The 25,396-nt window shown below is 29.7% G+C and carries 27 protein-coding genes and 1 tRNA gene; 6 read left to right on the top strand and 22 right to left on the bottom strand.

Annotation, left to right across the window (positions count from 1 at the left end):
• Positions 1 to 3: 3 nt before the first annotated feature.
• From dxs to ACTTAS_RS00295, 3 genes are read right to left on the bottom strand one after another with little or no spacing between them, the layout of a single operon-like run.
• Positions 4 to 1,920, bottom strand: a complete 1,917-nt coding sequence (gene dxs / locus ACTTAS_RS00305; RefSeq protein ID WP_440677917.1) for a 1-deoxy-D-xylulose-5-phosphate synthase — start codon at positions 1,918 to 1,920, stop codon at positions 4 to 6.
• A complete protein-coding gene (locus ACTTAS_RS00300; RefSeq protein WP_440677916.1) occupies positions 1,917 to 2,789 on the bottom strand; it encodes a polyprenyl synthetase family protein in 873 nt (290 codons plus the stop codon). The genes dxs and ACTTAS_RS00300 overlap by 4 nt, the downstream gene beginning before the upstream one ends.
• Entirely contained in the window at positions 2,786 to 3,022 is a 237-nt protein-coding gene (locus tag ACTTAS_RS00295; RefSeq protein ID WP_440677915.1) for an exonuclease VII small subunit, read from the bottom strand. Before ACTTAS_RS00295 ends, ACTTAS_RS00300 begins: the two co-directional genes overlap by 4 nt.
• A gap of 20 nt (positions 3,023 to 3,042) precedes the next feature.
• Here ACTTAS_RS00295 and ACTTAS_RS00290 point away from each other — a divergent pair, with 20 nt between their 5' ends.
• Genes ACTTAS_RS00290 through ACTTAS_RS00280 form a run of 3 tightly spaced genes read left to right on the top strand, consistent with a single transcriptional unit; the run spans position 3,043 to position 5,491 of the window.
• On the top strand, positions 3,043 to 3,978 hold the full coding sequence (locus tag ACTTAS_RS00290; RefSeq protein WP_440677914.1) for an L-threonylcarbamoyladenylate synthase: 936 nt from the start codon (positions 3,043 to 3,045) through the stop codon (positions 3,976 to 3,978).
• Positions 3,975 to 4,703: an ABC transporter ATP-binding protein gene (locus tag ACTTAS_RS00285; RefSeq protein ID WP_440677913.1), complete on the top strand. Its 729-nt coding sequence runs from the start codon at positions 3,975 to 3,977 to the stop codon at positions 4,701 to 4,703. Before ACTTAS_RS00290 ends, ACTTAS_RS00285 begins: the two co-directional genes overlap by 4 nt.
• Positions 4,700 to 5,491, top strand: a complete 792-nt coding sequence (locus tag ACTTAS_RS00280) for an ABC transporter permease (protein WP_440677912.1) — start codon at positions 4,700 to 4,702, stop codon at positions 5,489 to 5,491. The genes ACTTAS_RS00285 and ACTTAS_RS00280 overlap by 4 nt, the downstream gene beginning before the upstream one ends.
• Before the next feature lies 1 nt (position 5,492).
• Here the strand turns inward: ACTTAS_RS00280 and ACTTAS_RS00275 are convergent.
• Positions 5,493 to 5,569 (bottom strand) — tRNA-Arg (locus tag ACTTAS_RS00275).
• A gap of 23 nt (positions 5,570 to 5,592) precedes the next feature.
• Between ACTTAS_RS00275 and ACTTAS_RS00270 the strand changes: the two genes are divergently transcribed.
• Together ACTTAS_RS00270 and rpoH are read left to right on the top strand one after the other, a co-directional pair.
• Positions 5,593 to 6,573, top strand: coding sequence for an RluA family pseudouridine synthase (locus tag ACTTAS_RS00270; protein WP_440677911.1), 981 nt, complete (start codon positions 5,593 to 5,595; stop codon positions 6,571 to 6,573).
• Between the two features lie 41 nt (positions 6,574 to 6,614).
• Positions 6,615 to 7,508, top strand: coding sequence for an RNA polymerase sigma factor RpoH (gene rpoH / locus ACTTAS_RS00265; protein WP_440677910.1), 894 nt, complete (start codon positions 6,615 to 6,617; stop codon positions 7,506 to 7,508).
• On the opposite strand, the gene ACTTAS_RS00260 is transcribed toward rpoH, so the two are convergent.
• The 18 genes from ACTTAS_RS00260 to ACTTAS_RS00175 form a co-directional block, all read right to left on the bottom strand.
• A complete protein-coding gene (locus ACTTAS_RS00260) occupies positions 7,505 to 8,797 on the bottom strand; it encodes an adenylosuccinate synthase (protein ID WP_440614002.1) in 1,293 nt (430 codons plus the stop codon). The two genes, rpoH and ACTTAS_RS00260, sit on opposite strands and share 4 nt — an antisense overlap.
• Complete coding sequence (gene thiD / locus ACTTAS_RS00255; protein ID WP_440614001.1) at positions 8,797 to 9,609, bottom strand: bifunctional hydroxymethylpyrimidine kinase/phosphomethylpyrimidine kinase; 813 nt, start codon at positions 9,607 to 9,609, stop codon at positions 8,797 to 8,799. Before thiD ends, ACTTAS_RS00260 begins: the two co-directional genes overlap by 1 nt.
• A gap of 1 nt (position 9,610) precedes the next feature.
• Positions 9,611 to 10,942, bottom strand: a complete 1,332-nt coding sequence (gene glmM / locus ACTTAS_RS00250; RefSeq protein ID WP_262590288.1) for a phosphoglucosamine mutase — start codon at positions 10,940 to 10,942, stop codon at positions 9,611 to 9,613.
• Positions 10,942 to 11,994, bottom strand: a complete 1,053-nt coding sequence (gene folP, locus ACTTAS_RS00245; RefSeq protein ID WP_440677909.1) for a dihydropteroate synthase — start codon at positions 11,992 to 11,994, stop codon at positions 10,942 to 10,944. Before folP ends, glmM begins: the two co-directional genes overlap by 1 nt.
• A 6-nt stretch (positions 11,995 to 12,000) precedes the next feature.
• Positions 12,001 to 13,908 carry an ATP-dependent zinc metalloprotease FtsH gene (ftsH, locus tag ACTTAS_RS00240; RefSeq protein ID WP_262590286.1) on the bottom strand — a complete coding sequence of 636 codons (1,908 nt, stop codon included), beginning with the start codon at positions 13,906 to 13,908 and terminating at the stop codon, positions 12,001 to 12,003.
• A 63-nt stretch (positions 13,909 to 13,971) separates the two neighbouring features.
• Positions 13,972 to 14,994: a tRNA lysidine(34) synthetase TilS gene (gene tilS, locus ACTTAS_RS00235; protein WP_075506292.1), complete on the bottom strand. Its 1,023-nt coding sequence runs from the start codon at positions 14,992 to 14,994 to the stop codon at positions 13,972 to 13,974.
• Entirely contained in the window at positions 14,954 to 15,958 is a 1,005-nt protein-coding gene (gene ybgF, locus ACTTAS_RS00230) for a tol-pal system protein YbgF (RefSeq protein WP_262590284.1), read from the bottom strand. Before ybgF ends, tilS begins: the two co-directional genes overlap by 41 nt.
• A 78-nt stretch (positions 15,959 to 16,036) precedes the next feature.
• On the bottom strand, positions 16,037 to 16,576 hold the full coding sequence (gene pal, locus ACTTAS_RS00225; RefSeq protein ID WP_440614677.1) for a peptidoglycan-associated lipoprotein Pal: 540 nt from the start codon (positions 16,574 to 16,576) through the stop codon (positions 16,037 to 16,039).
• Between the two features lie 106 nt (positions 16,577 to 16,682).
• Entirely contained in the window at positions 16,683 to 18,023 is a 1,341-nt protein-coding gene (gene tolB, locus ACTTAS_RS00220) for a Tol-Pal system beta propeller repeat protein TolB (protein WP_075506060.1), read from the bottom strand.
• Positions 18,024 to 18,035: 12 nt separating this feature from the next.
• Complete coding sequence (locus ACTTAS_RS00215) at positions 18,036 to 18,899, bottom strand: energy transducer TonB (protein ID WP_075506059.1); 864 nt, start codon at positions 18,897 to 18,899, stop codon at positions 18,036 to 18,038.
• A gap of 5 nt (positions 18,900 to 18,904) precedes the next feature.
• Complete coding sequence (tolR, locus tag ACTTAS_RS00210) at positions 18,905 to 19,321, bottom strand: protein TolR (RefSeq protein ID WP_075506058.1); 417 nt, start codon at positions 19,319 to 19,321, stop codon at positions 18,905 to 18,907.
• Positions 19,322 to 19,996 carry a protein TolQ gene (gene tolQ / locus ACTTAS_RS00205; RefSeq protein WP_440677908.1) on the bottom strand — a complete coding sequence of 225 codons (675 nt, stop codon included), beginning with the start codon at positions 19,994 to 19,996 and terminating at the stop codon, positions 19,322 to 19,324.
• Positions 19,997 to 20,049: 53 nt separating this feature from the next.
• Positions 20,050 to 20,541 carry a crossover junction endodeoxyribonuclease gene (locus tag ACTTAS_RS00200; protein WP_440677907.1) on the bottom strand — a complete coding sequence of 164 codons (492 nt, stop codon included), beginning with the start codon at positions 20,539 to 20,541 and terminating at the stop codon, positions 20,050 to 20,052.
• A complete protein-coding gene (locus tag ACTTAS_RS00195) occupies positions 20,541 to 21,266 on the bottom strand; it encodes a YebC/PmpR family DNA-binding transcriptional regulator (protein WP_440677906.1) in 726 nt (241 codons plus the stop codon). Before ACTTAS_RS00195 ends, ACTTAS_RS00200 begins: the two co-directional genes overlap by 1 nt.
• A gap of 7 nt (positions 21,267 to 21,273) precedes the next feature.
• The gene (locus ACTTAS_RS00190) at positions 21,274 to 22,077 is read right to left on the bottom strand and encodes a TIGR00282 family metallophosphoesterase (RefSeq protein ID WP_440677905.1); all 804 of its coding nucleotides are present in this window, start codon (positions 22,075 to 22,077) and stop codon (positions 21,274 to 21,276) included.
• Positions 22,074 to 22,619: a 5-formyltetrahydrofolate cyclo-ligase gene (locus ACTTAS_RS00185; RefSeq protein WP_440677904.1), complete on the bottom strand. Its 546-nt coding sequence runs from the start codon at positions 22,617 to 22,619 to the stop codon at positions 22,074 to 22,076. The genes ACTTAS_RS00190 and ACTTAS_RS00185 overlap by 4 nt, the downstream gene beginning before the upstream one ends.
• A gap of 4 nt (positions 22,620 to 22,623) precedes the next feature.
• On the bottom strand, positions 22,624 to 23,070 hold the full coding sequence (locus ACTTAS_RS00180; protein WP_440677903.1) for a cell division protein ZapA: 447 nt from the start codon (positions 23,068 to 23,070) through the stop codon (positions 22,624 to 22,626).
• A complete protein-coding gene (locus ACTTAS_RS00175) occupies positions 23,058 to 23,381 on the bottom strand; it encodes a 5-formyltetrahydrofolate cyclo-ligase (protein WP_440677902.1) in 324 nt (107 codons plus the stop codon). The genes ACTTAS_RS00180 and ACTTAS_RS00175 overlap by 13 nt, the downstream gene beginning before the upstream one ends.
• 53 nt (positions 23,382 to 23,434) lie before the next feature.
• On the opposite strand from ACTTAS_RS00175, the gene tkt reads away from it, so the two are divergent.
• Complete coding sequence (gene tkt, locus ACTTAS_RS00170) at positions 23,435 to 25,396, top strand: transketolase (protein WP_440677901.1); 1,962 nt, start codon at positions 23,435 to 23,437, stop codon at positions 25,394 to 25,396.

Here is a 25,396-nt window from a genome sequence, read left to right as displayed (position 1 = left end):
TAGTTAGTTTTTCACTACTCTAATTGAATCCTTATTAAATAAAACTTCTAAAACTTTTTTTGTAATTTGTGGACTATTAAGTCCAGCAATATCATACATATTTTTTGGATTATCTTGCTCTATGAATTCATCTGGAAGAGTCATGGATCTAAATTTTAACCCTTTATCAAATATCCCTTTTTCAGCTAATAAATTTTTAACATGGGAACCAAATCCTCCTATAGAACCTTCTTCAATCGTAATCATTAATTCATGTTCTCTTGCAGATTTTAAAATTAAATCTTCATCTAAAGGTTTTGCAAATCTGGCATCTATAATTGTTGTTGAAATACCCTTTGCTTTCAATTCTTCTGCAGCTACTTTACATTCCTCAAGTCTAGTTCCTAAGCTCAACAAACAAACTTGAGTTCCTTGCTGAATAATTTTTCCTTTACCTATCTCTATTTTTTCCTCTATTGAAGGAAGTTCAACTCCAATACCTGTTCCTCTTGGATATCTTATTGCACAAGGTTTATCATTAATATCAACCGAAGTATTAATCATTTTTACTAACTCAGCTTCATCACTAGCTGCCATCACGATAAAATTTGGTAAAGTTGACAAATAAGTAATATCAAAAGACCCTGCGTGCGTTGATCCATCTGCGCCAACTAATCCAGCTCTATCAATTGCAAATCTTACAGGTAGACTCTGTATTGCTACATCATGCACTACTTGATCATAAGCTCTTTGAAGAAAGGTAGAATAAATAGCGGCATAGGGTTTATACCCTTCTGTTGCAAGACCTGCAGCAAAAGTAACTGCATGCTGTTCGGCTATACCAACGTCAAACATTCTTTTTGGAAATTCCTTGCCAAAGATATCCATACCAGTTCCACCTGGCATTGCTGCAGTTATTCCAACAATCTTACTATCTTTTTTTGCATGCTTAACAAGTGTATTTGCAAAAACTTTTGTATATGCAGGTAAATTAGAACCACTTTTTTGTTGCTCTCCAGTTTCAACATTAAATTTTGATACTCCATGATAGTGATCACTAGCTTTTTCAGCATAAGAATATCCTTTTCCTTTTTGAGTTTTAATATGTATCATAATTGGACCCTCATGCTTTGAGTCTCTAGCATTTCTTAAAATAGGGACAAGTGTGGAAAGATCATGTCCATCTATTGGTCCTGCATAATAAAAACCAAGTGAGCTAAATAGTGTTCCACCGGTGACAGCAGAACGAAAAAAATCTTCTGCCTTACCAGCTTTAGCACTAAATCTTTTTGAAAAAGCTGAGGTGATTAATTTTAAAGTTTCTCTTAAGCTAAAATAGATTTTTCCAGTAAATAACTTTGCTAAATATGTTCTCATTGCACCTACTGGTTTTGCTATAGACATATCATTATCATTTAATATAACGATCATTTTAGTTTTTGATGCACCAGCGTTATTCATAGCTTCATATGCCATACCAGCACTAATTGCGCCATCTCCAATAACAGCTATTACATTTGAAGATTTATTTTCTAATTTATTTGCTTCAGCCATGCCAAGTGCAGATGATATTGATGTGGAACTATGAGCTGCACCAAATGGGTCATACTCACTCTCAGATCTTTTAGTAAAACCTGATAAACCGTTGCCTTGTCTTAAGGTTGTAATTTTTTGTTTTCTGCCCGTTAAAATTTTATGTGGGTATGCTTGGTGTCCTACATCCCAAATTAATCTATCACTAGGTGTGTCAAAAACATAGTGCAGAGCTACAGTCAGCTCAACAACCCCCAGACCTGCACCTAAATGTCCACCAGTTTTAGATACTGCACTGATCATCTCTTCTCTAACTTCATCAGCTACTTGTTGTAAATCATTTTCAGAAACTTTTCTTAAATCGGATGGAAAGTTAATATTATGTAAAAACTTGTAATTATTTTTCATTTATTTCTATTCAATATAAATTCTAATGTATCGTTTAAATTTTTTGATTTTGAACCATAAATTTTTAAATTTCTATTAATATCTGAAATAATCTTACCACAATATTTGATTGAATAATCATAACCTAGCAAACTTATAAGCGTAGCTTTGCCTTTTTTTTGATCTTTTTTTGTTCTCTTCCCAGCAATTTTAGAATTACCTTTAAAATCTATTAAATCATCTGCTATTTGAAAAAGAAGACCAATATCAGAACCAAGACTCTCAAAAAATTTGATTTCCTTTTGACTTTTCTCCTTAATGATTGCTGGTACTGCACAACAAAAACTAAAAAGTTTTCCTGTTTTTTTAATTTCCATTTCTATAATTTGTTTTTTTGAAACTTTCTTTTTTTCAAAATCTAAATCTAAATATTGACCACCCGCTATACCCAAATGTCCTGAACACATAGAAAGTTTATCAACTAGTTTAACTTTAATTTTGTCCCTCAACTTTATCTTCGAACTAGTTAAAATTTCAAAAGCCATTGTTAATAATGAATTTCCAGCAAGGACAGCTGTCGACTCACCAAATTTAATATGAGCTGATGGTTTACCTCTTCTCATATTATCATTATCCATGCATGGTAAATCATCATGAATAAGAGAATAAGCATGAATACATTCTACAGCAGCACCTATAGCAATTAATGTATGATAGTTAATTGAGAATAACGATCCAATATCAATTAATATTTTAGATCTAATTTTTTTTCCTCCAGGAAATAATCCATACTTCATTGCATAAATTAATTTGGAATTTTCTTGTTCCTGAATGTATTTTTTCAAGAATAAATTGGTATCTTTTGCAATTTTATTAAGTTGATTTTTCACTTTCTCTTAATGATATCCTTAATTTTTTTATTTGTATTTTCACTAATAGATCTCAAATTTTTTTGAAATTTTTTTTCAATTAAATTATTTAATTTTAGTAACTCTTGATAGTTTTCTACAGAATTGTCTAGGTCATCTTTTTCTTCTAAAGACTTTATCATTTGATTTGCTTCATCTGTTAACTCTTCGAGCGTTCTATTATCATAATCGAGTGGTAAATTTTTATCTTTCATATATTAATCATTACTATTACATGAAAAATATTCAATCAAACATCAAAAAAGCAAAAAATTACCTAGATAAAAGTCATTGTGTAGCTGTTCCAACAGAAACTGTTTATGGACTCGCAGGTAACGCATACTCGGACACCGCTGTTAAAAAAATTTTTAACCTAAAAAAAAGACCTACTAACAATCCACTAATTGTTCATTACTATAATTTAAAAAAAATTTCAGAAGACTGTGAGATAAATGATAATTTTATTAAACTTTATAAAAAATTTTCTCCAGGACCAATAACATATATATTGAAGCTCAAAAAAAATTCTAAAATATCAAAGTTTGTAACTAATAATAAAAAAACAGTTGCTATACGATTTCCAAAACATCCTCTATTTAGAAAATTACTTAAAAATTTAAAATATCCAGTTGCAGCACCAAGTGCTAATATTTCTTCAAGATTAAGTGCTGTAAAAGCAGCAGACGTCAAAGATGAATTTGGCAACAAAATAAAATTTATTTTGAATGGTGGTGTTTGTAAAATTGGTGTCGAGTCTACAATATTAAATATAACAAATAAACCTAGATTACTAAGATATGGAGGACTGAATGTTTCAAAGATTAAAAAAACTTTGAATCAAAAAATAACAATTAATATAAGTTCAAAAGATAAAATTTCTCCTGGTCTTTTTCCTTTACACTATTCTCCAGGACTACCTTTAAGAATGAATGCAAAAAAAAACAAAAAAAATGAAGCTTTTGTACTCTTAAAAAAAAGAGAAAATATATCTAAAGATATTTATTACTTAAGCAAAACAAATAACTTAAATGAAGCTGCCAAAAACTTGTATAGTGTTTTGAGGAAAATAAAAAAAGATAAATATAAATCAATAGCTGTAGAAAAAATACCAAATGAAGGAATTGGAAAAACAATAAATGACAGACTCAAGAGAGCATCAAACTTCAAATGAAAAACTCAATAGAAGTCATAAAGCTATCAAAATCATATAAGACTAAAAAAGCAGTTAATAATATAAATTTTAAAATTAATGAAAATGAAATAGTAGGACTGTTAGGTCCAAATGGTTGTGGAAAAACAACAACAATAGGAATGATACTAGGATTATTAAAACCTACAAGTGGCCAAGTCTTAATCAATGGTAAAAATATTGAAAATAATAAAATTTCAATTCTTCACAAAATGAATTTTATTTCTCCCTACATTGAATTGCCTAAAAAATTAACAGTAAAACAAAATTTAATTGTGTATGGGAAACTATATAATATTCAAAATTTGAATCAGAGAATTAATTTTCTCTCAGAAAAATTAAGATTGGGAGATCTTTTAGATAAAATTACAGGAGAACTGTCATCAGGACAAAAAAATAGGGTCAGTCTTGCGAAAGCATTAATTAATGATCCTACAGTGCTCTTGCTAGATGAGCCAACTGCTGCTCTAGACCCCGAAACAGCAGATTTTATTAGAACATTTTTAGAAAAATACAAAGAAGAAAAAAAAATATCTGTTTTGTTGGCTTCTCATAACATGGATGAGGTAAAGAGATTATGTAATTCAGTTATGATGATGAAAGATGGTAATATTGTAGACAGTGGTACTCCAGAAAATTTAATAAAAAAATATGGACAAAAAAACTTGGAAGAAGTTTTTTTGGAAATTGTTAGGAACGATAAATGAATATTACAAGAATATACGGATTATTTTTAAGGCATTTTTATTTAATTACTAGGTCGTTCCCGAGAATACTTGATTTAATATATTGGCCTTCTATCCAAATAACTCTTTGGGGTTTTATTTCGAATTTCTTTGCAGCACACAGTTCATACTATAGTGGAGCTGTTGGAGTTATATTGTCTTGTGCAATTCTTTATGATTTTCTTTTTAGAACAAGCATTGGTTTTAATATGTTATTTTTAGAAGAAATTTGGAGTAGGAATTTTACTAATTTATTTATTGCTCCAATGAAAATTAGTGAAATAATTACTGCACTTGTAATCACCGCTTTAATAAGAGCTTTAATCGGATTAATTCCAGCGATACTTTTAACCTCACCATTATTTGGCATATCTATATTAAACTTGGGATTACCATTAGCTTTTCTTTTTTTAAGTTTGTATATTTTTGGAATTACTTTGGGGCTTTTTGTTTCAGCTGGGTTGCTGAGATTTGGGCCGTCTTTTGAGAATATTGCATGGTCTACAATGTTTTTATTGGCACCTTTTGGTTGTATCTATTATCCAGTTGAAATTTTACCTGAAATATTTCAATCAATAGCATACGCATTGCCTTTAGTTTATATATTTGAAGAAACCAGAAATATCTTGGTCAATGGAATTGTTAGTTATGAAAATATTCGTATCGCACTTTCACTAAATGCATTTTATTTCTCAGTTGCTATAGCAACTTTTTATTTTTCATTTGATAAAGCTAGAGAAAAAGGGACATTAATTAATATTGGAGAGTAAATGGTGCGCCTGCAAGGAGTCGAACCCTGAACCTCCAGAGCCGAAATCTGGCGCTCTATCCAGTTGAGCTACAAGCGCATATAGTATTAATATTATATTTTATGGAAAAAAGCATTAATTTTATAGTTGAGGAAGAAGAAAAGAATTTAAGAGTTGATGTATTAATTAACAAAAGAGACGAAATTATTAGTAGGACCAGAGTTAAAAATTTAATTTTAAAAGAAAAATTAAAACTAAATAATGAAATAATTAAAAGTCCATCTAAAAAAGTTTCGATTGGTGATGTTGTAAATCTTACGATTCCAGAACCAGAGATTGCATCTCTAAAGCCTTATGATTTTAAATTAAATATTGTTTATGAAGACTCTGATTTATTAGTAATCGATAAACCTTCAGGAATTATAATGCATCCTGGGGCAGGCAATTATGATAAAACAATTGTAAATGCATTAATGCATTACAATAAAGAATCTTTATCAACTATTGGGGATGAATTAAGACCTGGAATTGTTCATAGAATTGATAAAAATACTTCAGGTTTAGTTGTTGTGGCAAAAAATAATGAGACCCATGAAAATTTATCAAAACAATTCAGTAAGCACACAATTATTAGAGAATACCAACTTTTAATATGGGGAAAGCTAAGACCATCTTTTGGTAGGATAGAAACATTTATTACTCGTAGTTCAAAAAATAGACAACTTATGGAAGTGAGCAGTTCAAAGGGTAAGAAAGCTGTAACAAACTATAAAACAATTGAAATTTTCGAAAATAAAAAAATACCAACATTAAGTTTAGTCGAATGTAAATTAGAAACTGGTAGAACTCATCAAATCAGAGTGCACATGAACCATAAAGGAAATAGTTTAGTTGGTGATGACAAATATAAAAAAAAATATAAAAAATTAAAAAACGTTGATTTTGACATTCAAAATTCAATTACAAATTTAGACAGACAATTTCTACACGCAAAGACTTTAGGCTTTGTTCATCCTAGAACTCAGAAAGAACTGATTTTTACCTCAATTTTGCCTCAAGAACTAAATAATATTTTAAAAATGCTTAGAAACACAGAAAAATAAATTATTGAAAATTAAATATAATTAACTAAATAAACTCTGCTATGAGCACAACTATGAGCAACAATCTTCCTACACTATCCAATGAGGGTGGTCTTTCTGCATATTTAGAACAGATTAAAAAATTCCCAATGTTGGCCGCAGAAGAAGAATATATGTTAGCCAAAAATTGGAAAACAACTGGAAATATTAAAGCTGCTGAAAAGTTAGTAACTAGTCATTTAAGATTAGTTGCAAAAATTGCTATGGGATACAAAGGCTATGGTCTGCCAATTAATGAAATGATTTCAGAGGGAAATGTTGGTTTGATGCAGGCTGTTAAAAAATTTGAGCCTGAAAAAGGTTTTAGGTTAGCAACTTATGCTATGTGGTGGATTAAAGCATCCATCCAAGAATATATTTTAAGATCTTGGAGTCTTGTAAAAATTGGAACAACAACTGCTCAAAAAAAATTATTTTTCAATTTAAAAAAAATTAAAAACCAAATATCTCCTGAAACTGAAGGCGATTTAAGAGATGAACACGTTAACCATATTGCCAACAAACTTGATGTGAGTAAAGAAGAAGTTGTTTCAATGAACAGAAGACTTTCTGGAAAAGAGTTTTCATTGAATGCTCAAGTTGGAGAAGATGGTGATGAATGGCAAGACTGGTTAGTAGATAAAGAGCTTGATCATGATTTAAAATTTGCTCAACATGAGGAAATGGAGCAAAGAAAAGACTTGTTAAAAGACTCTATTAAAGTGCTTAATGATAGAGAAAGAGAGATATTGTATTCAAGAAGACTAAATGATGATCCAACAACCCTGGAAGATTTAAGTAAAAAATATAAAATCAGTAGAGAAAGAGTTAGACAAATAGAAAATAAAGCATTTGAAAAACTTCAAAAACAAATGCTACTTCTTGCTAAATCTAAAAATTTATTACCAGCAAATTAAGCTTCAAAAGGATTTTCAATTAAAATAGTATCATCTCTTTCAGGACTAGTAGAGACGCTTGATATTTTTGCACCTATAAAATCTTCTACTGCAAAAATATATTTTTTTGCATTATCAGGTAATGAGTCCATATTTTTAATTCCACTAGTAGATACTTTCCAGCCTGGAAAAGATTTGTAAATTGGTTTTATTTTAATTTGATCCTCTACAGCAGCAGGCAAATAATCTAATTTTTCTCCATCTAGTTCATAAGCAATGCACATTTTAATTTCATCTAATTCATCAAGAACGTCCAATTTTGTTAAAGCTATACCATCTATACCTGAAACTTTAATTGTTTGTCTTACTAGAACACCATCAAACCACCCACATCTCCTTTTTCTACTTGTAACAGTTCCAAATTCTTTTCCACGTGTGCCCAAAAGTTCACCTACTTCATCAGTTAGTTCTGTTGGAAAAGGCCCTTCCCCTACTCTTGTTGTATAAGCTTTTGTAATTCCTAAAACATAGTTTATTGAATTAGGACCACAGCCTGTTCCAGTAGCTGCGCTCGAAGCAACTGTATTAGATGAAGTTACAAAAGGATAAGTTCCATGATCTACATCAAGTAAAATACCTTGGGCACCTTCAAATAAAATTTTCTTTTTTTGCTTTTTAAATTGATCAATTTTAAGCCATACAGGCTGTGAAAATTTTAATATTTTAGGAGCAATTTTGAGTAAATCAGATTTAAGTTGATCTTTTTCAAAAATTTTTTTTCCAAGTCCTTTTCTGATTGCATTATGATGTATCAATACAGAATCTAATCTTTGATCTAAATTTTTTTCTGATCTTAAATCCATAACCCTTATTGATCTTCTTCCTACTTTATCCTCATAAGCAGGACCAATTCCTCTTCTGGTAGTTCCTATTTTACTTTTTCCTGCCGTATCTTCTCTAATTTCATCCATTTCTCTATGGAATGGCAAAATCAGATTTGCAGATTCTGATATTATGAAGTTATCTACATCTACTTCTACACCTTTAGATTTAATCTCTTCAATTTCTTCCAATAAGGCCCAAGGATCTACAACAACACCATTACCAATTATTGATATTTTACCTTTTCTAACAATGCCAGATGGAAGTAATCTTAGCTTATAAGTAACGCCATCAATAACAAGAGTGTGGCCCGCATTATGACCACCTTGAAATCTAATAACTACATCTGCCTGTTCAGATAACCAATCAACAATCTTGCCTTTTCCTTCATCACCCCATTGAGATCCAACAACAACTATGTTTTTCATTAATTAAATTTTTTATTTACTTTTATAGAAGTGAGATGGTTAATTGGACCATGACCTCTTCCATAATTTGGGTTTGTTTTAATAGCTGAATTTACATACTTAATTCCAAGCTCACAAGATTTCTTTGCTGGTTTTCCACACGATACAAATGTAGTGACTGCACTTGATAAAGTACAACCTGTACCATGAGTATTATTTGTTTTATAACGCGTACTATTAAAAATCTTAATATCTTTTTTATTAACAAAAACATCCTTAACTATTTTATTTTTTGAATGTCCACCTTTAATAAGAACATTTTTAGCTCCAAATTCCATAAGCTTATTTGCAGCGTAAATCATATCTTCAACAGATATGATTTTTGTTTCAGTCAAAATTTCAGCTTCAGGAATATTAGGGGTAACTAGTGAAACTTTTTTTATTAATTCCGATTTTAATAACTTAATTGCTTTATTATCTATTAATTTGGCACCACCTTTTGCAACCATGACAGGGTCTAAAATAATACTTTTAACTTTAATTAAATTTAATGCTTTAATTACCATCTTGATAACATTAGATGAGTGTAACATTCCTATTTTGATTGCATCAGGCTTAATATCTTTTGAAGTAAAAACTATTTGATTGAAAATTTCTTTTGGATTGATGCCTACTATTGATTTCACGCCTGTAGTATTTTGAATTGTAACTGCAGTTATAGCTGTCATCGCATAAGAACCTAGAGCTGTAACAGTTTTAATATCAGCTTGTATGCCAGCCCCACCAGATGAATCTGAACCCGCAATAATTAAAATTTTCGAATTTGGTTTCAATTTATTTTATTTTTTTGGATATCATGTTTACACATCTGGATAAAAGTATTTTATTATCACTTTCTGCCATCACTCTAATTTTAGCTTCTGTTCCCGATTTTCTAACTAAAACTCTTCCCTTACCATGAATTAATTTTTCTGCGAGTTTTATAACTTTTTTTATTTCAGGTTTATTAATAATATTTTTATCTTTAACAGTTATATTTTCTAATAATTGAGGAGTTTTCTTAAAACTCTGAAAAAATTCACTCGTTTTTTTACCTTTTCTCAGAGCAAAAAGAACTTCTAAAGCTACAAGCAACCCGTCTCCAGTTGTTGCAAATTTACCTAAAATAATATGTCCTGATTGTTCACCACCTAAATTAAATTTATATTTTTGCATTTTTTCTTTAACATATCTATCGCCTACATTAGCTCTTAAAAATTTTATTCTTTTAGATTTTAAATATTTTTCCAATCCATAATTCGACATTAGAGTTCCAACAACACCACCTTTTAGCATTTTTTTATTTTTCCATCTTGCAGCTAAAGCAGCTATTATTTGATCACCATCTACAATGTTACCTTTTTCATCGCACATTATAATTCTATCAGCATCTCCATCTAAAGAAATGCCAATATGAGCTTTATATTTTTTTACAGCTGTTCTAATTTTTCTTGGAAAAGTTGAGCCACAATCTTTATTAATGTTTAAACCATTTGGGTTTACACCTATTGCTATAACTTTAGCGCCTAATGATTTTAATAACTCAGGCCCTGCTTTATAACCAGCACCATTGGCACAATCTATAACAATTCTTAATCCTCTTAAATTGAACTCTTTTGTGAAATTTTTTTTTAATATTTTAATATATTGTTTAGTACCTGTTTCTAATCTTTTAACTCTTCCTAACTTTTCAGGACTGGAAAGGTTATTTGATATTTTTTTATCTATAAGAGCTTCTATTTTTTTTTCTATTTTATCTGATAATTTCATTCCATCAGGACCAAATAATTTTAATCCATTGTCATAATGAGGATTATGAGAAGCTGTAATCATAATACCCATATTAGCCTTCATTTCTTTTGTAAGCATAGCTAATCCATTGGTTGGTAAAGGACCCAATGTGTAAACATGCATGCCAGCAGAAGCCAAACCAGATACAAGCGCAGGTTCAAGTGTATATCCTGACAATCTTGTATCTTTTGCTATTATTGCTGTTTGTTTTTTTTTCTTTTGGGATTTAAAATATGTACCACTAGCTAGTCCAAACTTAAAAAACATATCTCCATTAATATTTTTACTATTAATAGCTCCTCTTATTCCATCTGTTCCAAAATATTTTTTTGCCATTATTTATTTGTTATCTCTTTAAAAACTTTAATTGCTTGCATAACTTCATTAACATCATGAATTCTTAAAATCTGAACTCCTTGTGTCATCAAATATAATGATGACGATATTGTTCCTCCAATTCTAGTAAAGCTATCATTTTTTTTGGAAATATCTCTAATAAATCTTTTTCTAGAATTTCCTACAAGTATAGGAAATCCTAATGAATGAAAAATAGAAACACTTCTGATTAAATTCATATTATGTTTCAGTTTTTTTCCAAACCCGATTCCAGGGTCTAAAATTATATTGTTATGTTTAATACCTTTAGACCTTAGAAGTTTTATTTTCTCCTCAAAAAAATCATAAATATCTAGTAATTCATTATTATATTTTGGATTTTTTTGCATATTTTCTGGTGTTCCAAGCGTGTGCTGAATGACAAAAGGAACTTTATTTTTTTTTAATACGTTTATTGTTTCTGTATCAAAACTTAAGCCTGAAACATCATTAATTAGTTTTACACCTAATTTAATTCCATTTTTCATTATATCAGATTTTCTAGTATCCAAAGAAATCGGAATTTTTTTTACAATAGATTTTAAGATTTCATTAATTCTTTTCCATTCATCTTCTTTATTTACTGTCTTTGAACCTGGTCTTGTTGACTCTCCTCCAACATCGATTAAATCAGCGCCATCATTATATAGTTTAAAAGCATGACTTATTCCTCTTTGTTTTGTATTAAATTTTCCTCCATCAGAAAAACTATCTGGGGTAAGATTTAAGACACCTAGTATATTTGGAACTTTTTTAAATTCTAAGTTAGAAAAATTTTTTTTTTTAGTTTTAATTTTTTTTAAATCTAAATTAACTTTTTTCTTTAAATCATTTGGTAAATATTTTATTTGATTAATTGAAATTTTTTTCTTTGATTTTCTAGTTATTATTTCAATATGATCAAACGATATTTCCTTAATTTGATGTAATGGTATGGCTTTTTTTTTATTTACTAAAATTTTTGATTGATTACCATAATAGAAATTACACGCTCTTGTGTAATATCTTTGCATTATAAATTAATGAACAATTTTTGGTTTTAGACCCATGGCTCCTAAAGCCGAGTCATGATCATCTTTTGAGTCTTGATTTTCTAAAATTTTATCTTTTGGATATAAGTTTTTGTTAATTATGTTCTCAATCTCTTCACCTGTTAAGGTTTCGTAAGTAATTAATGCTTTAGCAATTTTATGTAGATCGTCAATTTTCTCAGTCAAAATTTTCTTTGCTTGATTATATCCTTCGTCGACTAGTTTCCTAATTTCCTTATCAATTTTTTGAGCAACTTCTTCAGAAACTGATTGTGTTTGAGTAACAGATCTACCTAAGAAAACTTCCTCTTGATTTTCTCCATACTCAACTGGACCCATTTCCTCACTCATACCATATTTAGTTACCATCGCTCTTGCAAGTTGAGTAGCTTGATTAATATCTGAACCACTTCCTCCACCTGCTCCTGTAGAAATGTTATCTTTTCCAAAAATTAATTCTTCTGCAACTCTTCCTCCAAAACAAACTGCTAGTCTAGCTTTTAAATATTTGATTGAATATCCATGTTTATCTCTTTCTGGTAAATTCATAACCATTCCCAAAGCTCTTCCTCTTGGAATGATAGTGGCTTTGTGAATTGGATCATAACTAGGCATATTAAACGAGACTAAAGCATGGCCACCTTCGTGATATGCGGTAAGTTTTTTTTCATCCTCAGTCATTACCATTGATCTTCTTTCAGCACCCATTAATACTTTATCTTTTGCCTCTTCAAATTCTAATAAAGTTACTATTCTTTTATTTTTTCTAGCTGCTAATAAAGCAGCTTCATTGACTAAGTTAGCTAAATCTGCTCCTGAAAAACCGGGGGTCCCTCTTGCAATAGTTCTTAAATTTACATCGGGTGCCATCTTAATTTTTTTCACATGGACTTTTAAAATTTTTTCTCTTCCAATAATATCTGGGTTTGAAACAACAACTTGTCTGTCAAATCTTCCAGGTCTTAATAGTGCTGGATCAAGAACATCAGGTCTATTTGTTGCTGCAATTATGATAACTCCCTCATTAGTATCAAACCCATCCATCTCTACTAATAATTGGTTTAAAGTTTGCTCTCTTTCATCATTACCTCCGCCTAAACCTGCACCTCTACTTCTTCCAACTGCATCTATTTCATCAATGAATATTATGCACGGAGAATTTTTTTTACCTTGTTCAAACATATCTCTTACTCTTGATGCTCCAACACCAACAAACATTTCAACAAAATCTGAACCAGAGATAGTAAAGAAAGGAACTCCTGCTTCACCTGCAATAGCTCTTGCTAACAAAGTTTTTCCCGTTCCTGGAGGTCCAACCAATAAAGCACCTCTAGGTATCTTTCCACCAAGTCTACTAAATTTTTTAGGGTCTTTTAAAAATTCTACAATTTCTTCTACTTCTTCTTTTGCCTCTTCTACTCCAGCAACATCATTAAATGTTACTTTGCCTTTAAGTTCATTCATCATCTTAGCTTTTGACTTGCCAAATCCCATTGCTCCACCTTTTCCACCTTGCATCTGTCGCATAAAAAATATCCAAACAGCAATTAATAAAAGCATTGGGAACCAAGAAAGTAGTACGCCAAATAAAGATGGCATTTTTTCTTCTAACGGAGCCGCTGAAATACTTACTCCTTTGTCTGATAATTTTTCAATTAAATTTGGATCGTTTGGAGCATAAGTTGAAAATGAATTTCCATTTGAGTAAACACCCTTGATGTTGTTTCCCTGTATCTCAACTTTTAAAACTTCTCCATTTTCAACTGAAGTTAAAAAATCTGAAAAAATTATTTGATTTCCTCCTCTAATATTTGATTGAGGGTTTTTAAACATGTTATAAAGACCAATAGTTAAAAAAACTATTATTCCCCACATAGCCAGATTTTTAAAATTCATGATGTAAAGATAAGAATTATTGCAAATTAAACAAGTGACAAAATAACTATAAATTTAGTGATATTAACGCTCTTTATATACAATTACAGTTTTCTTGATTTTTTTTATTACACAATTCCCAAGTGTAGACTTAAAAGTAATTTTACTCTGTAGATTTTCTAAAATATTGGTAATTTTTTTACCTCTGGGCGGAAAATACTTTTTCCCAACTAACTGTAAGATCTTTGAAAATGACCTGAACAAAACTTCTTGAGGAAAGTTAAAAAATTCTTCTTTTAATACAACTTTATTTTGAGAAATAATCGAATTTTCTTTTAAATTTTTTTCACAAAAAAACTGGATTGATTGGTCGACACTTTTTAAGTTACTAATTGATAATTTAAATTTACTTTTATCCAAACCTTCACTTTCAAGATTTTTAATTAAATTTCTTACTCTCACTCTTGTAAAAATTTCATCTTCATTTGAGGGGTCTTCTACATATTTATTAAACACCTTTTTTGAGATGTAGATTAAATCTTTTTTTTCAACGTTTATTAAAGGTCTTAAGATATTTGCATTATTAATTAAAGTCGTTTTGTCTAAAGATACGATACCCTTTAAACCACTACCTCTTAAAAGCCTAATTAAAAAATTTTCATAAACATCATCTTCATGATGACCAAATAAAATATGATTAATTTTAAATTTTTTTGATTGGTTAATTAAGAGATTATATCTCTTTTTTCTTGCAAGAGATTGGATATTATTTTTGGGTTTTTTCCCATTCCATTTTAAAATATCTAAATCTATAGAAAAATCCTTCAAAAGATTTTTTACAAATAAAGCTTCTACAGATGAATTATTTCTCAATTTATGGTCAACTAAAAAGTATTTAATTTTTAAAGATTTTTTAATTGAATAAATTTTTGAAAAAAAAGCTAAAGCAAGACTATCAGGGCCACCTGACACAGCAACTGTAAAATCGTTATTTAAATTTAAATTATTTTCAAATTTATTATAGATTTTATAAATTCTTTTATCTCTTAGCTTATTAAGAAGTTGTTTATGAATCTTGCTTGACGCATTCAAATTTTTTAGACTCATATTTTGCTTTTTGTATTACAGACTGATTTGCGTTTGGATATTGCAACTCTACACCATTAATCATCTTACAGCCTTGATCTTTTTCACCAATTTGAACCATTGAAACTCCAAGTTTTAATAAATTTATTGGAGCTTTCTTTCCTTTTGGATATTTTTGATATCCTTCGAGATAAGCTGAAGCAGCATCAGTATAAAGTTGTCTTATTCTGAAAGTTTCTGCATACCAATATTGAGCACTACCTGCTAATTCATCTTCAGGATTTGATAACACAAATTCTCTAAAAGCTCTTTCTGCTGTACTGTAATCTCCAACTTTTAAGAAACTTGTTGCAAATTCATATTGTTCTTTTGGAGTTAAATCTATTGGTAAAATTTTATCTTCAGCTTGAAAAGTTTCTTCTACAATAGAAGCTGTAGTATCAACCGATTGAATCTGTTGATTCTCCTCTGAAGTTTCCATATCTTTATAAGAAATTGTACCTAAGTCCTGAGGCTGCGAGCTTCCAGGAAGAATTTGCTTCTCAATTTTAGGCGCAGAACTGAGTTGTTGACTGCTATCAATTACATTAACAGAACTTAAATCATTTTCTATATCTTGAAACCTTATCTGATTATCAGACTGTAGCTTGGATACTCTGTTCGAAAGTTTATCAAGCTTAAAATTAATTTCCTCAAATTTATTAGTAAGTTCTCTAAACTGCTCCTCTACCTCTGATAACTTTAACAAATGTCTAGTTAAGACATCCTCAGAATTATTATCAAGACTTGATACTGATTGATTATTTGTTGTACTTTCTATTTCTATTGATCCTGAGTAAACGGCTCTTTCAAGAGTTTTTAAATCTTTTTTAATTAAATCTAAAATTTCATAAATATTATGGTTATCTGAGTAAGCAATTCCCGAAAAAAAGAAATTTAATATTATTATTAAATTAAATAATGTTGATCTAAAAAGTGATCTCATTAAATTTTTATATGATTATAAAAAGGCAAAAAAAAGACCCTAAAAGTTTTTAATTTTAGGGTCTTTTTTAAAAATTCTTTAGTTTGCTTTAACAGTAACTGATCTTCTGTTTTTAGACCATGCTAAAGGATTTGATCCTGAGTCAACAGGTCTTTCTTTACCATAACTGATTACAGTAATTCTGTCTGATGAAACACCATAAGTCATTAGATAATCTTTTGCAGCGTTAGCTCTTCTTTCTCCAAGTGCTAAGTTATATTCTCTTGTTCCTCTTTCATCTGCATGACCTTCTAAAACTACAGTGATGTTAGAATTTTCTCTTAACCAAGCAGCTTGGGCTCTTAAAGTTTCTCTTGAAGCTGTAGTTAATATAGATTCGTTAGTTGCAAAGAATACTCTATCAGCAACACCATCTGCTAAATATTTTACGCTATCTGTTCCAACGTAAACGTCTCCTTGCATTTGACCCGCAATTTTTTCAATTTTAGTTACTTCTTCTTTTTTAGTTTCTTCTTTTGGCGCCTCTACAGCTACCTCTTTTTTTGTTGCACACGCTGTTAAAATTATTCCAGCTGAAATAACTAATAACGTGTTTTTGAAAATTTTGTTTAATCTCATTAATTTGCTCCTTGCTGCTTTTTCAAATACTATTTTTTTCACAACTAATTAGATGTTTCAACCCAAAAAATCAAGAAATTTCATCGTATTTAAAGATAAAATGATATTAATTACTTAATAAAGACGACCAAGATGGGTCAGATGCGTCCGTCTCAGTTGTTATCAATCTTTCATTATAACCAGTTAAATCAATAGACCATAATTTAGCAGAAAAACCTTCGCCTTTAGAATTAGTTTTTGTTTCTCTATAAAATATCAAAACTCTTCCATTGGGTGACCAAGATGGGGCCTCTTGATAATAGTTTTCTGTTAACAATCTTTCACCAGTTCCATCCGTTCTCATCACTCCAATATAAAATTTTCCTTTATGTAATTTTGTAAATGCAATTAAATCACCTCTAGGAGACCAAACTGGTGTTCCGTACAAACCATTACCAAAAGAAATTCTTTTCACGTCACTTCCATCATTTTTCATGACATAAATTTGTTGGTAACCACTTCTGTCAGAGTTAAAAGTTATATATTTTCCATCTGGAGAATAAGAAGGTGATGTATCAATTGAAGGATGATTTGTTATTCTCTCTACTAATCGAGTTTCTAAATTCATTGTATAAATATCTGATTTTCCATCTTTTGCGAAACTCATGATTATTTTTTTACCATCAGGTGAAAATCTAGGAGCAAATGTCATTCCAGGAAAATCTCCAACTACTTCCTGTGTTCCGGTTTCAATATCTAAAAGATAAACACGTGGCATATTTTTAAAATAAGATAGATAAGTAACCATTTGGCTAGCAGGGTTAAATCGTGGAGTAAGTACAAGCTCATTTCCTAAAGTTAGAAATTTGTTATTTGCACCATCTTGATCCATGATAGCTAATTTTTTTATTCTTTGTGTTTTTGGTCCTTCTTCAGCTACATAAATTATTCTTGTATCAAAATACCCTTTTTCTCCTGTTAACCTCTCATATACTTTATCTGATATTATATGCCCAACTCTTCTCCAATTTGTTGGTACAGTTGTAAATGCTAAAGCCATCATCTCTTTTGCAGCAAGCACATCCCAAAGTCTAAACTCAACTCTTAATTTATCATTAATAAAATTTACTTTACCGGTGATAAGAGCTTGAGCTTTAATTAAATTCCAATCCTCAAATCTTGGTTTTAAATTTGCTATATCTGGAGCTTGTAAAAATGCTTTTTTATCCAAAGGATTAAATAAACCTGAAGTTCTTAAATTATTTTCAACAATTAATGATATTTCAGATCCAATGTTCTCTTTATCTAAAATTTGCTCAAAATTTTTTCTAGACGTTTCATCTATTGATAATGGTGAGACTGCAAGTGGAAGAGGGTTTAAATTTCCCCTTGTAATATCAACTTCAATTAACGCTAAAGCTTTTAATGGAAAAAAAACAAAAATGAAAATTATAAATTTTTTAATCATAAATTCTTTATACTAACCTCCTAACATCTCTCTTGCATCAAAATTTAATTGTAATTCTTTCCATCTCTCGTAACCAGAAGCTGGAACTCTCAAAGGTTGACATAATCTTACTGCTCTTAAGGCACTTTCTGCTAAGACTTTATAAAAACCTTGTCCAGGTTTATTCATTCTAGCATGATCTAAAATCTCAGTTTTGGTGACTGAACCATCTGGTTTAAGCTTTAACTTTATTCTAACTAGTAAATTTTCATCATAAGGCAAACCTAAAGGTATACTCCAACAACCAAATATTTGGGCCTTTAAAGCATCTTCCTCACTTAAAGTTAGTTTAGAGTTTTCAATGTTTCTCACTTGATCTTGAGTAACATCATTATTGGTTTTCACTTTTTCTGCTGTTTCTTCTTTTGATTTATCTATTAAAGCTGCAATATTGTTTGGATCAAATAAATCTTTTTTTTCAAACTCAGATACTTGCTTTACTTCATTATCCACTTTTTCTGGATTTTGTTTTTTTTCCTCTTTGGTCTTTAATTTTTTTACCTCTTTATCTGGCAAAGGGACAGCTTCAGGATTTTGTTTTTCTATCGTTTTGTTTTTTTTCTCTGAGACAACAGTCTTAGTTTTGGTTTTTTTTACTTTTTTCGGTGGAGCTTGTTCTGAGACAAGTTTTTTTTCTTTTTCTTTTACTTTTTCAATAATTTTTTTTGCTTTAGGCGCAAAAGGGATATTTGTTTCTTCTGTTATTTGAATTAATTCAACAGAAACTATGGGTGGAATATCTATTGGTTTTTTTGATAAAAAAGGCAAACTTAAAGCTGTAAGGACAACTAAAGATATGTGTAAAGCTGAGGATATAGCTATACTACTACTCTTCACTGTAACTACCTTTGTTTAAGGGGCTCAGAGATTAGCGCAACCTTTGTAAAACCAGATCCAGATAATAAACCCATTATCTCTAAAACTCTTCCATAGTTTATTGTTTTATCACCTCTTACATAAATTCTTGTGTCAGTTCTATTTTTTGAAACAGCTAAAACTTTAGCAATTATATTGTCATACTCTACTTTTGATTCTTGAATAAAAATTTCACCTTTCGCATTAATAGAAAGTGTTAAAGGTTCTGTTTCCTCAGGCAAAGAATCTGCTGAACTCTCAGGTAGATCAACCTGAACACCTACTGTTAAAAGCGGTGCAGTGACCATGAATATAATTAATAGAACCAACATCACATCAACAAAAGGTGTTACATTAATCTCACTCATTGGTTCTTTTGATGAGCGATTTAATTTAAAAGCCATTTAAATTATTGTTAAAAATCTTTTTGAAAAATTCTCTAATTTTTCTGAATATTTTTTTGCGTCTGTATTAAATTTATTGTAAGCAACTACAGCAGGTATCGCAGCTAACAGTCCTAATGCAGTAGCAAACAACGCTTCGGCTATACCAGGTGCAACTATTGCAAGACTGGTATTTCTTGAAATTGCAATTGACTGAAAAGAATTCATAATGCCCCAAACTGTTCCGAACAATCCAATAAATGGTGCAGTTGAACCAACAGTTGCTAAAAATGTAAATCCCTTTTCAATCTTTGACATTTCTTTTTCTATCCCACCTTCAAGGAAGGCTGTCATTCTTTCAGACAAATTTGTTTTGGATTTTTTCTTTAGTAAGTTTTCCATGGCATTTTGAAACACCAAAGACATTGGGTCATCTAAATTATTTGGTAAACTATTATAAAAATTTTCAGCAGATTTAGAGTTCCAAAATTTTTCCTCAAATTCCTCTGATGATTTATTTATTTTTTTAAAAAGTCTATATTTTTCTATAATTACTGCCCATGAATATACAGAGCAAAGTATAAGGCTAATCATTACTGCTTTAACAATAATATCTGCTTTTAAAAATAAACTAAAAAGTGAAAAATCTGTATTTGCACCTAGGTCTATCGCTTTTGCTGCTATGTCTGCTTCCATAATCACTCATCACACTTAATTGTGTCATGAATTTGACTATATAAATTCAAAGATTATTCATTTTTGTATGTTTCATGAAAATAGCTAGCTATTAGAATTGCATCAGCTTTATTAGAGTCTTTTTTTTTCGATAAATTTGACGAAAAATAAGGAAATATTTCGATAGCTCTTGTCCTGCTAGCATCCTTTTCTGAATTAATTAAATTAAAATATTTTTTCCATTTTGCTGGTCTTACAAAATAAATTGGCAACTGCATTGCGCTACAAATACCTTTTAAAATTCCAAAAGATTGACCAAAATTAAACATACTAGTTACACCTTGACCTGGCATAGCTGAAACTTGTTCTATAACAACTTTAATATTTTTTTTTTCATATGTTTTTATTCTAGAAGAAATTTCATTATATATTTGAGATCCATTAACCTGCTTTTTATTTTTTTTCCCTTCAGTCATTGTTGGCATCTCAAGCACATCTTTAATTATTCCATCCTCTAAAAAACAGATAGATCCTGATATTCCTGGATCAATTCCTATTATTAACATTAAATATTTCCCAAATTTACGTTTGAAAAAACGTTCTGAACATCATCGTCATCTTCTAGATTTTCTAAAAACTCAATCACACTCTCTTTTTCATCATTTTGAATATCAACACTATTGATTGGCACCCACTCAATCTCTGTGGAAATAAAATTTGCAATTGTATTTTCTAAATTTTTTTTAACATTATAAATTTCATTTGAAACACATTGAACTTCATGAAATTCATTGTGAGAAATACATTCCTCTGCACCAGCTTCTATAGCCAATTCAAAAATTTTGTCTTCTGATATTTCATTTTTATCAATCTTTATTATCCCAAGCTGTTTAAAGTTGTGAGATGCTGATCCTTGCGTACCTAAACTTCCACCAGATTTTTGAAAAATGGTTCTCACATTGGAAGCTGTTCTATTTTTATTATCAGTTAAAGTTTCTACAATTACAGCAATTTTGTTTGGTCCAAATCCCTCATATCTCAAATTTTCAAAATTTGCACCAGACGCAGCGGAAGATTTATCTATTGCTCTTTCAATATTATCTTTTGGCATATTTGCTGATCTAGCAGCCTGTACTGCTGATCTTAATCTTGGGTTCATTGCAGGATCTTTGTCTCCGAGCTTTGCAGCAACAGTAATTTCTTTAGACAACTTTGAAAAAATTTTTGAACGTTGCTTATCAGCTTTTCCTTTTTTATGTTTAATACCTGCCCAATGAGAATGACCTGCCATATCTAAATTAAAAATTTTTTAATTTTTCTCCAAATATATAACTATTAATGTTTTTAGCTAAACCAGTATTTATATCACAATCAACAATAACACCAGACAAAGTCCCTTCCCCAACTGCAGGAAAATGTTTGACCGAGTCTTTTTTTAAAAATCTGTTTAATGAATTCTCTTTATCCATTCCAATTACAGAATCGTAATCTCCACACATACCAGCATCTGTTTGGTATCCAGTACCATTGTTTAGTATTCTGGCATCATTCGTTGGTACATGTGTGTGAGTTCCAACAACTAACGTTGCATGGCCATCAAAAAAGTGTCCTATAGCATTTTTCTCACTAGTAATTTCACCATGAAAATCAACCACTAATAAATCGTAGTCATCTTTTAATTTATACTCACTTAAAAATTTTTTTGAAATTTCAAAAACATCATCACACTTTTTCATAAAAACATTACCCATGAGGTTAAGTACCCCAACTCTTATATCTTTATTTGTTTTGAAAATTTGAAAACCTCGACCAGGGGCAGGCTCAAAAAGATTTTTAGGACGTAACAATCTTTCTTCTTTTTCTATGTACTTCATGATTTCTTTTTGATCCCAAACATGATTGCCAGTTGTGATTACGTTAACACCACAGTTATAAAAATCTCTACAAATTTCTTCTGTCAAACCCACCCCTTGGGCTGCAGCATTTTCACCATTAGCAATAACAAAATCAATTTTTTTTGATTTAATTTCACTAAGCAAGCTACTAGTAAGTTTAGAACACCCCGAAATACCAACAACATCACCTAAAAATAAAATTCTCAAAATATTAAACCTCTTTCAGTAATTATTAAATCAAGCTTCTTATCATAATTATTAACTGGTACCTCTTTTAATTCTTGGAAAGAAAAAGCAAATCCAACCTTAAAGACCTTTTTTTTAATTTCAATTTTTTCAATATAACGATCATAAAAACCACCACCATAACCTAAACGGTTAAATTGCTTATCAAAAGCTAATAGTGGAACTAATAATATATCTGGATAAACTTTCTTTTGAGATAATGGTTCAATAATCCCATATTTGTTTATCTTTAATGGATTATCTTTGGACCATTCATAAAAGTCCATTTGGTTATTTTTCTTGATGATTGGTAATGAGGTAATTTTTTTATTTTTACTAAATAAATTTAAAACTTCTAAATCATCTATTTCGTGATTGTATGGGTAATATCCTCCAACAATTTTTGTTTTAAGCTTATTATCCCTTAGAAATTTTATTAATTTTAAAGAATTGATTTTCAAATTTTCATTAAAATTTTTTTTTCTAAGTGATGTTATCTTTCTTCTTAATTTAGATTTATTCACAAATTTATTGAGATAAATTTTCTTGTTTTGCTTTTTCAACAAAACTTGAAATTTTCTCTGCAGCAGTATCAATTAAATCTTCATATTTTTTTTGATTAGTTTCAATCTCGATTTTTAATTTGTCATGATTTAAATTTAACTCTTTTATTTCTCCTTCTTTTTTATCCTTATATTCATAAATTAGAGTTTTTAATTCTTTAAATTTATTTGATAAATCTTTTAATTCTTGTTTCTTTTGTTCAACTTTCTTTTTTGTTTCGTAATATTCATCCATTATTTTAACTGCTGTAATTAATAAGAGTTTATTCTCTCCTAAGTTACCAAGATCGTTTTTTAAATGATTAAATTTTTGGTTTATTTGTATTAACAATTCTTCTAGATGTTCCTCTTGTCCGTCATCACAAGATAATAAAAACTCTTTATTATTAAATTTAATACTTACATTTGCCATTTATCAATCTCTTCCAACAAAGTATCTGTTTCTTGATTTAATTCATCGATTTTCTCAGAAAACTCTATTTGCTTTCTTTCTTCAACCTTTTCTTTACTTTTAAACTCATCTAATCTTTTTGACAAAATTTCGTTTTGATCTGATAGTTCTTTATATTTTTTTTCTAGCTCATTTTTTTCAATCTCTAATTGATTTTTTTGCATGTTAAGATTTTCAATATTATTTTTCAAATCTGGATTAGTTAGATCTAAATTTTTTAATTCTTCTAAAGCTAGATGAAGTTTTTTTTCTTTTTCGTTTATAGAATTCATATATATATACTTATAATATTAAATAGAATCTTCTTAGTCTAGTCAGGATAATTTTGAGTATAATACATAACGATTTAGCGAATTGTATCAGATTTTTATCTATTGATGCGGTTCAAAAAGCTAATTCTGGTCACCCTGGGATGCCAATGGGTATGGCAGATGTTGCGACTGTACTTTTTAGGTATTTTTTAAAATTCAATCCTCAAAATCCAAATTGGATAAATAGAGATAGATTTGTTTTATCAGCCGGGCATGGCTCAATGCTTCTTTACTCTTTATTATACTTAACTGGTTATAAAAGTATTTCGTTAAATTCGATAAAAAAGTTTAGACAACTAAACTCTATTTGTGCGGGCCATCCAGAGTATCATCCAAAAACTGGAATTGAAACAACTACTGGTCCGCTTGGACAAGGAATAGCGAATGCAGTTGGATTTGCAATAGCTGAGGAAATACTCAAAAAAAAATTAGGTAAAAATCTAATTAATCACAAAACTTATGTTCTAGCTGGTGATGGTTGCTTAATGGAAGGTATTAGTCACGAAGCAATGAGTTTAGCTGGTCACTTAAAATTAAAAAATTTAGTAATGCTTTTCGATAATAATAATATTTCAATAGATGGTCCAACAAGTCTTGCCGTATCAGACAATTTTAAAAAAAGATTTGAAAGCTATGGATGGGATTACATACTAGTTGATGGTCACAATGAAAATCAAATTTATAGAGCTTTAAAAAGAGTTCAAAATGCAAAAAAACCAACAGTAATTTCTTGTAAAACAAAAATTGGATATGGTTCTCCAAATAAATCTGGTAAGTCATCTTCACATGGTAGTCCTTTGGGATTAGATGAAATTAAATTAGTAAGAAAAGTACTTAAGTGGAAATATAAACCTTTTGAGGTTCCAAATAAGTTATTGAAAGAATGGAGAGCTATAGGAAGCAAGGGTCAGTTAATTGAAAAAAAATGGAACAAATTAACTAAAAAACAAAGTAAAAAATTAAATCTAATCAAAAATAATAATAACTATAAAAATGTTTTAAATGCAGAAAAGAAACTTGCAATCAAAGAACCTAAAAGCTTAGCAACAAGAAAATGTTCTGAGTTAACTTTAAGCGCATTAACCAATTCAATTAATAATCTTATTGGTGGTTCTGCAGATTTGGCTGGATCTAACAATACAAAAACAAAAAAACATAAAATTATTACACCAGGTAATTTTGAGGGAAATTATGTTCACTATGGTGTCAGAGAACATGCAATGAGTGGGATAATGAATGGCATCGCACTCCATAGTAATTTTATTCCTTATGGTGGAACTTTTTTAATATTTTCTGATTACTGTAAACCATCAATAAGATTATCAGCTCTAATGCAACAAAGAGTTATTTATGTAATGACACATGACTCAATTGGCTTAGGTGAAGATGGGCCAACACATCAACCAATTGAACAATTATCTAGTTTAAGATCAATTCCAAATCTAAATGTATTTAGACCTGCAGACAGAATTGAAACAATTGAATGCTGGGAGCATGCTTTAAAAACTACAAATACTCCGAGTGTATTGTCTCTAACAAGACAAAATTTAGATCCGATCAGAAAAAAATATTCTTCAAATAATAAATGCTCACTTGGTGCTTATGAAGTGCTTAGAACAAATAAGAAAATTAAATTAACAATTTTGGCAAGTGGTTCAGAAGTAAATCTTGCAATCGAAGCAAGTCAAAAACTTGCCAAAGATAAAATTTATTCTAAAGTTATTTCAGTACCTTGCATGGAGCTTTTTGATAAACAAAGTAAAAATTATAAAAATAAAATACTAAATGAAACCAAAAATAAAATATCCATAGAAGCTGGTTCAAGCGATTGTTGGAAAAAGTATGTTGGAGAAAATGGAAAAAATTTTGGAATTGATGAATTTGGTAGAAGTGCACCATTTAAAGAAATATATAAGTATTTTGGGCTGACAAAAGAAAATATAACCAATAAATCAAAAAGTTTAATTAATAATTAA

Origin of the sequence: Candidatus Pelagibacter sp. HIMB1611, assembly GCF_052047715.1 — a bacterium.
Taxonomy (GTDB): Bacteria; Pseudomonadota; Alphaproteobacteria; order Pelagibacterales; family Pelagibacteraceae; genus Pelagibacter.
This window is presented reverse-complemented; position numbering and strand designations above follow the sequence as displayed.

Bases quoted from the DNA above. Each gene is read 5' to 3' on its own strand.
- dxs (WP_440677917.1), bottom strand. From the start codon at position 1,920: ATGAAAAATAATTACAAGTTTTTACATAATATTAACTTTCCATCCGAT.
- ACTTAS_RS00295 (WP_440677915.1), bottom strand. From the start codon at position 3,022: ATGAAAGATAAAAATTTACCACTCGATTATGATAATAGAACGCTCGAA.
- ACTTAS_RS00290 (WP_440677914.1), top strand. From the start codon at position 3,043: ATGAAAAATATTCAATCAAACATCAAAAAAGCAAAAAATTACCTAGAT.
- ACTTAS_RS00285 (WP_440677913.1), top strand. From the start codon at position 3,975: ATGAAAAACTCAATAGAAGTCATAAAGCTATCAAAATCATATAAGACT.
- ACTTAS_RS00280 (WP_440677912.1), top strand. From the start codon at position 4,700: ATGAATATTACAAGAATATACGGATTATTTTTAAGGCATTTTTATTTA.
- ACTTAS_RS00270 (WP_440677911.1), top strand. From the start codon at position 5,593: ATGGAAAAAAGCATTAATTTTATAGTTGAGGAAGAAGAAAAGAATTTA.
- rpoH (WP_440677910.1), top strand. From the start codon at position 6,615: ATGAGCACAACTATGAGCAACAATCTTCCTACACTATCCAATGAGGGT.
- ACTTAS_RS00260 (WP_440614002.1), bottom strand. From the start codon at position 8,797: ATGAAAAACATAGTTGTTGTTGGATCTCAATGGGGTGATGAAGGAAAA.
- glmM (WP_262590288.1), bottom strand. From the start codon at position 10,942: ATGGCAAAAAAATATTTTGGAACAGATGGAATAAGAGGAGCTATTAAT.
- folP (WP_440677909.1), bottom strand. From the start codon at position 11,994: ATGCAAAGATATTACACAAGAGCGTGTAATTTCTATTATGGTAATCAA.
- ftsH (WP_262590286.1), bottom strand. From the start codon at position 13,908: ATGAATTTTAAAAATCTGGCTATGTGGGGAATAATAGTTTTTTTAACT.
- tilS (WP_075506292.1), bottom strand. From the start codon at position 14,994: ATGAGTCTAAAAAATTTGAATGCGTCAAGCAAGATTCATAAACAACTT.
- ybgF (WP_262590284.1), bottom strand. From the start codon at position 15,958: ATGAGATCACTTTTTAGATCAACATTATTTAATTTAATAATAATATTA.
- pal (WP_440614677.1), bottom strand. From the start codon at position 16,576: ATGAGATTAAACAAAATTTTCAAAAACACGTTATTAGTTATTTCAGCT.
- tolB (WP_075506060.1), bottom strand. From the start codon at position 18,023: ATGATTAAAAAATTTATAATTTTCATTTTTGTTTTTTTTCCATTAAAA.
- tolR (WP_075506058.1), bottom strand. From the start codon at position 19,321: ATGGCTTTTAAATTAAATCGCTCATCAAAAGAACCAATGAGTGAGATT.
- tolQ (WP_440677908.1), bottom strand. From the start codon at position 19,996: ATGGAAGCAGACATAGCAGCAAAAGCGATAGACCTAGGTGCAAATACA.
- ACTTAS_RS00200 (WP_440677907.1), bottom strand. From the start codon at position 20,541: ATGTTAATAATAGGAATTGATCCAGGAATATCAGGATCTATCTGTTTT.
- ACTTAS_RS00195 (WP_440677906.1), bottom strand. From the start codon at position 21,266: ATGGCAGGTCATTCTCATTGGGCAGGTATTAAACATAAAAAAGGAAAA.
- ACTTAS_RS00180 (WP_440677903.1), bottom strand. From the start codon at position 23,070: ATGGCAAATGTAAGTATTAAATTTAATAATAAAGAGTTTTTATTATCT.
- ACTTAS_RS00175 (WP_440677902.1), bottom strand. From the start codon at position 23,381: ATGAATTCTATAAACGAAAAAGAAAAAAAACTTCATCTAGCTTTAGAA.